At 62.6% G+C, this 7,296-nt stretch carries 7 protein-coding genes and 2 pseudogenes; 7 read left to right on the plus strand and 2 right to left on the minus strand.

The features are described from left to right. Nucleotides 1–90: 90 nt before the first annotated feature. Nucleotides 91–255: pseudogene (locus KHO41_RS40415) on the minus strand (DDE-type integrase/transposase/recombinase); the annotation flags it as partial. A 6-nt stretch (nucleotides 256–261) separates the two neighbouring features. Here KHO41_RS40415 and KHO41_RS41750 point away from each other — a divergent pair. The 7 genes and pseudogenes from KHO41_RS41750 to KHO41_RS40445 all read left to right on the plus strand — a co-directional run. Further along, nucleotides 262–501 (plus strand): annotated as a pseudogene (locus KHO41_RS41750) (IS66 family transposase); the annotation flags it as partial. Nucleotides 502–527: 26 nt separating this feature from the next. Further along, nucleotides 528–902, plus strand: a complete 375-nt coding sequence (locus tag KHO41_RS41755) for an IS66 family transposase (RefSeq protein ID WP_280519736.1) — start codon at nucleotides 528–530, stop codon at nucleotides 900–902. Nucleotides 903–990: 88 nt separating this feature from the next. Further along, the gene (locus KHO41_RS40425; RefSeq protein ID WP_211958798.1) at nucleotides 991–1,836 is read left to right on the plus strand and encodes a helix-turn-helix transcriptional regulator; all 846 of its coding nucleotides are present in this window, start codon (nucleotides 991–993) and stop codon (nucleotides 1,834–1,836) included. Between the two features lie 173 nt (nucleotides 1,837–2,009). Further along, nucleotides 2,010–2,582 (plus strand): HdeD family acid-resistance protein, encoded by a 573-nt coding sequence (locus KHO41_RS40430; protein WP_211958799.1) that lies wholly within the window; start codon nucleotides 2,010–2,012, stop codon nucleotides 2,580–2,582. Between the two features lie 53 nt (nucleotides 2,583–2,635). Next, entirely contained in the window at nucleotides 2,636–3,058 is a 423-nt protein-coding gene (locus KHO41_RS40435) for a PRC-barrel domain-containing protein (RefSeq protein ID WP_211958800.1), read from the plus strand. Nucleotides 3,059–3,137: 79 nt separating this feature from the next. Beyond that, the gene (locus KHO41_RS40440) at nucleotides 3,138–3,743 is read left to right on the plus strand and encodes an Hsp20/alpha crystallin family protein (RefSeq protein ID WP_211958801.1); all 606 of its coding nucleotides are present in this window, start codon (nucleotides 3,138–3,140) and stop codon (nucleotides 3,741–3,743) included. A 146-nt stretch (nucleotides 3,744–3,889) separates the two neighbouring features. Further along, the gene (locus KHO41_RS40445; RefSeq protein ID WP_211958802.1) at nucleotides 3,890–6,718 is read left to right on the plus strand and encodes an ATP-dependent Clp protease ATP-binding subunit; all 2,829 of its coding nucleotides are present in this window, start codon (nucleotides 3,890–3,892) and stop codon (nucleotides 6,716–6,718) included. 82 nt (nucleotides 6,719–6,800) lie between these two features. Here KHO41_RS40445 and KHO41_RS40450 read toward each other — a convergent pair. After that, nucleotides 6,801–7,296, minus strand: a 496-nt coding sequence (locus KHO41_RS40450; protein WP_211958803.1) for an NAD(P)/FAD-dependent oxidoreductase, incomplete at its 5' end; no start/stop codon positions are given.

The following is a 7,296-nucleotide window of genomic DNA, read 5'->3' on the forward strand; positions in this document are numbered from 1 at the left end:
ACCCGATCGACAGGTCAACGCAAAGGCAGCTCGGCCAATCCCAGCACGGGTCAGATCGGTCCGACGTTCGAAGCGTATTTTGGACTGAGTGTCCCAGCAGTTTCCCTTGCGACTCATCGAGCAGCGCATGCCATATTCCTTCAGCTTTCGCTGGAAGTCGTGGCTAGCGTATTGGGACCCACGGTCCGAGTGATGCAGGGCGCCTGGCTCAGGCCTGCGCCGGAACCACGCCATCATCAGTGCGTCGATTACGATGAGGCCATGGACAGCCACGGTATTCTCCCGGCGTTCACGGGCATTGCCGTGCATGACGGCTGGGCTCCCTACGCGCACTACGAATGCGAGCACGCGTTGTGCAACGCCCACCATCTGCGCGAGCTGATCTTCATCTCGGAAGCCACACAGCAACGCTGGGCCATCCAGATGATTGAACTGCTTCGCCAGGCGTGCGGCGAAGTTAGCCGAAGTATGGAACAAGGCGCACAGAGCCTGCCCAAAGCGCGCCAACGGTACTACCGGAAGCGTTCGTGCGAACTGATTGCCGAAGGCCGCAGGCGCAATCCGCAGCAACAGCGGACCCCTCGCGGGCAGAGCAACGGGGCAAGGTCAAGCAAAGCCCCGCCTTTAACCTGCTGGCGCGTCTGGAACGCCATGCGGACCAGGTCTGGCGCTTTACTGCTGATCATCGGGTCCCCTTCACAAACAATTTGGCCGAGCGCGATATCCGCATGCCCAAGCTCAAGCAGAAAGTCTCGGGTTGCTTCCGCAGCCTGGACGGTCTCGACGCGTTCTGCACCATCCGCTTCTACTTGGCCACCCTGCGCAAGCAATCCCGACCGCTCTTTGAAGCCTTGGTTCACGCGTTCGCTGGCAACGTGCTGTCCCCTATGCCCGCTGAATAGTTACAGAAAATAAACCTAACGTAGACAGCCATGGAACACTAGACTTCCATGCGTCACGATCGATCCGCCTTCCTGGAGTACGGGCAACATGGAGAATATTCTTCGTACTTCAGCATTGCGCAGTCTTTACTGCAACTCGATCGGCGTGTCCTGCACGGACAGCGCCGTAAGGTCTGGGCAATGGATCTTGTGTGTCATCCCGGCGGATCGGACCACCGCGCATGCGAGCGCCGTCGGAGGCAGCGCGCGCTCCTCTCACCGTCTTAGCGTCAGTGCGCCGTTCGTCGCTATCGTGCCGGCGGGGGCTTGCGTCGAAGTGGACGATGACGACGATCCGCGCGGCCTTGTCCTCACGCTCAATTCGGCCAGGCTGAGGGAAACCGCTCGAAAGGGACTCGGTGCCGGGACCGGTGATATCCCGTGCTGGTTCACCGCGTGGGACCCTTTCCTGCGCGAAGCGGGCGTCATGGTTAGCGCGTTGCATTCCGGCATACGCCCCGACCCCGTGTGCCTTGGCGCGTTCGCAGACGTCATCTCACTTCATCTCGCGTCCCGGTACGGACGCCACGCCGATACGCACGAGGCAGGTACGAGTCTCTCCCAGCTAAAGTTGAGTGTCGTGGAACACTTCATACACGAACACATATCGGAGAACATCCCAATCGAGCGCCTTGCCGCGCTCGTCTACATGAGCGCGTCGCATTTTGCACATGCTTTCAAGACCGCGACGGGGCTTACGCCACACTTCTACCTGACTACCAAGAGGGTGAGATTTGCTGAGTTGATGCTTCTCGAAGGAAGTCTCCCGCTGATCGCTGTCGCGGCACGCGCAGGCTTTCAGACGCAGCAGCACTTCACCGCGGTGTTTCATCAATATGCAGGCTGCACGCCTCGGGAGTTCCGCCTCGCACATAACCGCCCGACGATCCGGTGAAGCGCTCGCGACTCGATCCGTGAGTGACCGGCGCGTGCAGGAATCCGACACCTCTGGGCAGGAACTCGAAAGAACCGCGCGCCTCCTGAACGTATGCTTGACGATAGACGCGGCATAACAATTGCGCACGCCGTGTTAGCCGGATACTGTCGACTCGACCGAGGTACCCAACAATGGAAGAACTGCTCGGACGCGCATGGTGGATGCTCGCGCTGCGCGGCGCCGCAGGCATACTGTTCGGCCTCGTCGCGCTGTTCTGGCCTGGTCTCACGCTGCTGCTTCTCGTCGCGATGTTCGCGGTGTATGCACTGATCGGAGGCGTTGGGGCGGTCAGCGGGGCGATACGACATCGTGCGATCCGCTCAGATTGGTGGATCCCGTTGCTGCTAGGCCTGTGCAGCATCGCTGCGGGCCTGATCGCCGTCGCCGCGCCAGGTGTGACGGCGCTGGTGCTGATCGCGGTCATGGGCGGGAACGCCATCGTCACCGGCGTACTTGACCTGATCGCCGGGGTGCGGCTGAAAAGACGCGGCCGCAACGAGTGGCTGCTGTTTTTCATCGGCATCCTGTCGGTGCTGTTCGGCGCCTTCGTGTTGCTCGCCCCCGGTGCCGGCGCGATTGCCCTCGTCTGGATGATCAGTACCTACGCGATGGTCACAGGCGTGATGCTGCTCGTCCTCGGCCTCGGCGCACGGAACTGGCGGCCCGCCCTTCGCGACGGGCAGAACGTGCCGCTTCACTCGTGAGCGCATCCTGTGCCCGCCGTCCACCTATCCCGCTGCGCATTCCGGAGAACACCATGAAGACTCACCTCATCTCGGCCGCAAGGCTGTCGACACTCGTGCTTGCGCTATCCGCTGCTGGCCTGGTGGCCAGCGCCGCGACAGCGCAGGATGTGCCTATCGCGGGCAAGGCGACACTTGGCGTAACCGTCACCGAAGCGCAACTGGTTGCAACGGGCTGGCGCGCATCGAAGATGATCCACTCCGATGTCTACAACGATAAGAACGAAAAGATCGGCCGGGTCGACGACCTGATTGTGGCACCCGATGGCTCGCTCTCGGCCGCAATTATCGATGTGGGTGGCTTTCTCGGGATGGCGACGCATCGTGTCGCCATCCCCGTTCAGCATTTCAAGCAGATGGCGCCGAAGGCAATCCTCCCCGGCGCAAGCAAGGAGGCGCTGAAGAAGCTGCCGGAGTTCGAATATGCCAAGGGGTGACATCGGGCGGCGACACCGCAGCACGAGTTACTGACCATTCGGGCCGCTCTGGCGGCTCGCTGGAACAAGGAGCATAGCGATGCCATTGGATCTCGATAAGTGGAACCCTTTCCGCTTCCTGCGCAAGAGCCCCGAGGAAAGAAGCGCAGATGCGAAGGTGAACGCCGCGCCTGCGACCTCACAGCAGGCACCCCCGCCGTTGACCCCGGATGCGGCCGTGCCCGCATGGCCGGCATCATTCGATACGGCGCGCTGGCCACTGCCTGATCCTCTGCATCTTTTTACGGACTTGATACGCGATCCGTTCGGGGGGATCGGCCCGCTCGGAAACTGGTTCGGCGATTTCAGTCCTGGCCGCTTTCAGCCACGCCTCGACGTGATTGACGACGGCGATGCGCTGCGCATCGTGGCCGAGTTGCCAGGAATGTCGCGCGAGGACGTGGAGCTCGAAGTCGTTGAGGACATGTTGGTGCTGACCGGCGAGAAGCGCATCGAATCGAAGAGCGACGAGAAAGGCTGTTACCGGGTGGAGCGGGCGTTCGGACAGTTCCAGCGCGCGATTCCGCTTCCTTCCGGCGTCGATCTCGAACGCGCCGAGGCGAATTTCGAGAACGGCATGCTGACCGTGCGGGTGCCCAAAGCGGCCAAAGAAGCCGCGGCAACGCGGCGTATCGAGATCAAGTAGGGGGATTCGCAGGGCGACATCGCTACATCCCGCGCGCTCGCGTCGACGATCAACGGATACGCTCCTGCGCGCGCGGGGAATCTTCTCACGACTTGCGCTCGGCGCCTCGCCTTCAATCCTCCACTGCCCATCCAACGGAGATCATCATGGCCACTTGCAGCGTTTGCGGAAAGCCGGCGACGTCGCAGATCACGATCACTGAGAACGGCCAGCGTCGTCAGTTGACGCTGTGCGACCAGCACTACATGCAGTTCATGGCACGCAACCAGCGCAGCCTCTCGCCGCTTGAGTCGCTCTTTCACGGCGGCCTCTTTGAAAGTCTCTTCGACGATATGTGGTCACCACTTGAAGGTAGGCAGGGTGGCTTGCCTTCCCGCGGCCAGGCGGACGAGACGCGCGCGAGCGCTGGGGAAGGCGGCAACGGCGGCGCAGGCGTGGGTACACGCGCGGGCTCACCCGGCGGCCGGCCGCGCCGGCATCGCCGTGCGCGCGAAGCTGTTGACCTGCAGACGTTCCTGAGCGAGAGCGGCCTGGACCGCTTGCAGGCGGCCGCGCAAAAGGCGGTCGAGTTCGGCAAGTCCGAAGTCGATACAGAACACCTGCTGCTCGCACTCGCCGACAATAACGTGGTGCAGGAGATCCTGCGCGAATTCAAGCTGGATCCTGAAGAGATCAAGAAGGACGTTGATAAGAGCGCTCCGCGTGGCACTCGCGCGGAGAGGACGGACGAGGAACGCATCGGCGTATCGCCGCGCGCAAAGAGCGCACTGGAGAACGCGCTTACCGCGTCGCGGGAGCTCGGTCACAGCTATGTCGGGCCGGAGCATGTCCTGATCGGGCTCGTCGAAGAGGAAGACGGCTTCGCGGGCGAGTTGCTGCGGAAGTACGGGCTATCGTCGCATGCGCTCCGGCAGAAGACCGTCAAGGTGGTCGGCAAGGGCGCCGAGGAAGGCACTGTCGAGGGGCGCTCCACCACGCCAACGCTCGACAAGTACGCGCGCGATCTCAGCGATCTCGCGCGGCGCGGCAAGCTCGATCCGGTGATCGGCCGCGACAAGGAAATCGAAACGACTATCGAGGTTCTTGCCCGCCGGCGCAAGAACAACCCGGTGCTGATCGGCGAACCAGGCGTCGGCAAGACGGCGATCGTGGAAGGACTCGCGCAGCGTATCGCGCAGGACCAGGTCCCGGAAGTGCTGCGCGGCAAGCGCGTCGTCGAGTTGAACATTAACAGCGTGGTGGCGGGGGCAAAATACCGTGGCGAGTTCGAAGAGCGTGTGAAGCAGGTGCTCGATGAGATCGTCGAGAACCAGGACCGGCTGATCGTCTTCATCGATGAACTGCATACGATCGTGGGTGCCGGCCAGGGCGGCGGCGAAGGTGGACTGGACATCGGCAACGTGTTCAAGCCGGCGCTCGCGCGCGGCGAACTGCATCTCGTGGGCGCCACGACGCTCAACGAATACCAAAAGTACATCGAGAAGGACTCGGCCCTCGAGCGCCGCTTCCAGCCGGTGAACGTACCCGAGCCGAGCGTCGCGGAAACCATCGAAATCTTGCGCGGGCTGCGCGACCGCCTTGAAGCACATCATAAAGTGAAGATCACCGAGGAAGCCATCGCGGCTGCGGCGAAGCTGTCGGACCGCTATATCGCCGCGCGATTCCTGCCGGACAAGGCCATCGACCTGCTCGACCAGGCGGCCGCTCGTGTGCGCATCGCATCGAATTCCAGGCCGACGCAACTGCACGACATCGAGGCAAGCATCCGCCGCACACGCCAGGAGCAGGATGCGGCAAGCGCCGCCAAGCAGTTCGACAAGGCGAAGGAACTGGAAGGGAAGCTCATCTCCGAGCAGGAGCGCCTCAACGATGCGACAGAAGCGTGGAAGAAGGAACGCGGCACCAGTTCGCAAAATGTGACGGCGGAGGATATCGCGCAGGTCGTGGCGTCGCTCACCGGCGTGCCGGTGTCCGAACTCACCGCTGAGGACAGAGAGAAGCTGCTTCGTCTCGAAGACCGCCTGAGGGAGCGCGTGGTCGGCCAGGACGAGGCGGTCAGCGCCGTCGCAAGAGCTGTCCGGCTCTCACGTGCCGGCCTCACTGAAGGCGGCAAGCCGACTGCGAGTTTCCTGTTTCTCGGACCGACTGGCGTGGGCAAGACCGAACTCGCCAAAGCCCTCGCTGCCTCCGTGTTCGACGACGAGAACGCGCTGGTGCGTATCGACATGAGCGAGTACTCCGAGCGGCATACCGTGGCGCGGTTGGTGGGCTCGCCTCCGGGCTATGTCGGCTATGAGGAAGGCGGTCAGTTGACTGAGCGAGTGCGGCGCCGCCCATATAGCGTGGTGCTGCTCGACGAGATCGAGAAGGCGCATTCGGAGGTGCATAATATCCTGCTGCAGCTCTTCGACGAAGGCCGTCTCACTGACGGCAAAGGTCGTCTTGTGGATTTCACGAACACGATCATCATCGCGACAAGCAATATTGGATCGCAGATGATCCAGGACAACATGCGTGCCGACAAGACGCAGCTCGACTACCCCACGCTGCGCGACCGTCTGATGGAGGTGCTGCGGCATCATTTCAGGCCCGAGTTCCTGAACCGCGTCGATGAAGTGGTGGTGTTCCATGCACTTGGAAAGGCGCAGATCCGCAGCATCGTCGATCTGCAACTCGCGCGCGTGCAGCGCACCGCGGCCGGACAAAATATCGAGTTGTCGTTCGACGATTCGCTGCGCAATCATCTCGCGGAGATCGGCTATGACCCCGAGTTCGGCGCACGGATGCTCAAGCGCAAGATTCGCGCGGAGGTGGAATCGCAACTCGCCGATGCGCTGCTGCGGGGCGACGTACGCGACGGCGACAAGGTGACGATCACCTACGACTCAGGCGTGAATGCGGTGCGCGTGCAGAAGCGATCCGCCGATGCGGAGGCGGCGCGCGAGGTGGACGAGCAGACACCGGCGCCCGTGTGATAGAAGGCCCGTGGGCGATGCCGCTTGCGCGGCGTCGCCTTGCGAGCCTCGCGCATGCTTGGCAACAACCGTGCGCGGCCGTTCAGCCGCCGTTCAGATAGCGATGCACCAGCGCCACGCACATCGCGCCTTCACCTACCGCCGATGCCACGCGCTTGATCGACGCATGGCGCACGTCTCCCGCAGCGAACACGCCCGGCATGCTGGTCTCCAGATAAAGCGGTGCGCGGTCAAGCGGCCATCGCAGGCCGTGCTCGAACTCGCGAAGGTCTGGACCGGTGACGAGATAGCCCGCCTCGTCCCGCACGATGCCCACTTGCGCTGCCCATTCTGTTTGCGGCACGCCCCCGATGCAGACGAAGAGCCAGTGCGTCTTCACGTTGCGGTGCTGGCCGGTGCGCACATCGGTCAGCGTGACTTCACTCAGCGTCTCGTCCCCAACAAGCGCCGTGACATGGGTGCACGTCTTACTGACGTGTGCACCAAATAGTGCGTATTGCGTTATATGGGCATGAAGACAAAAGCTGATGCCCGAAAGTTGGATGGAGCCACGCAAGCCCACCTGAGAAAGCTGGTGG

It is taken from the genome of Cupriavidus numazuensis (assembly GCF_905397435.1).
In the GTDB taxonomy this organism is placed as follows: domain Bacteria; phylum Pseudomonadota; class Gammaproteobacteria; order Burkholderiales; family Burkholderiaceae; genus Cupriavidus; species Cupriavidus numazuensis.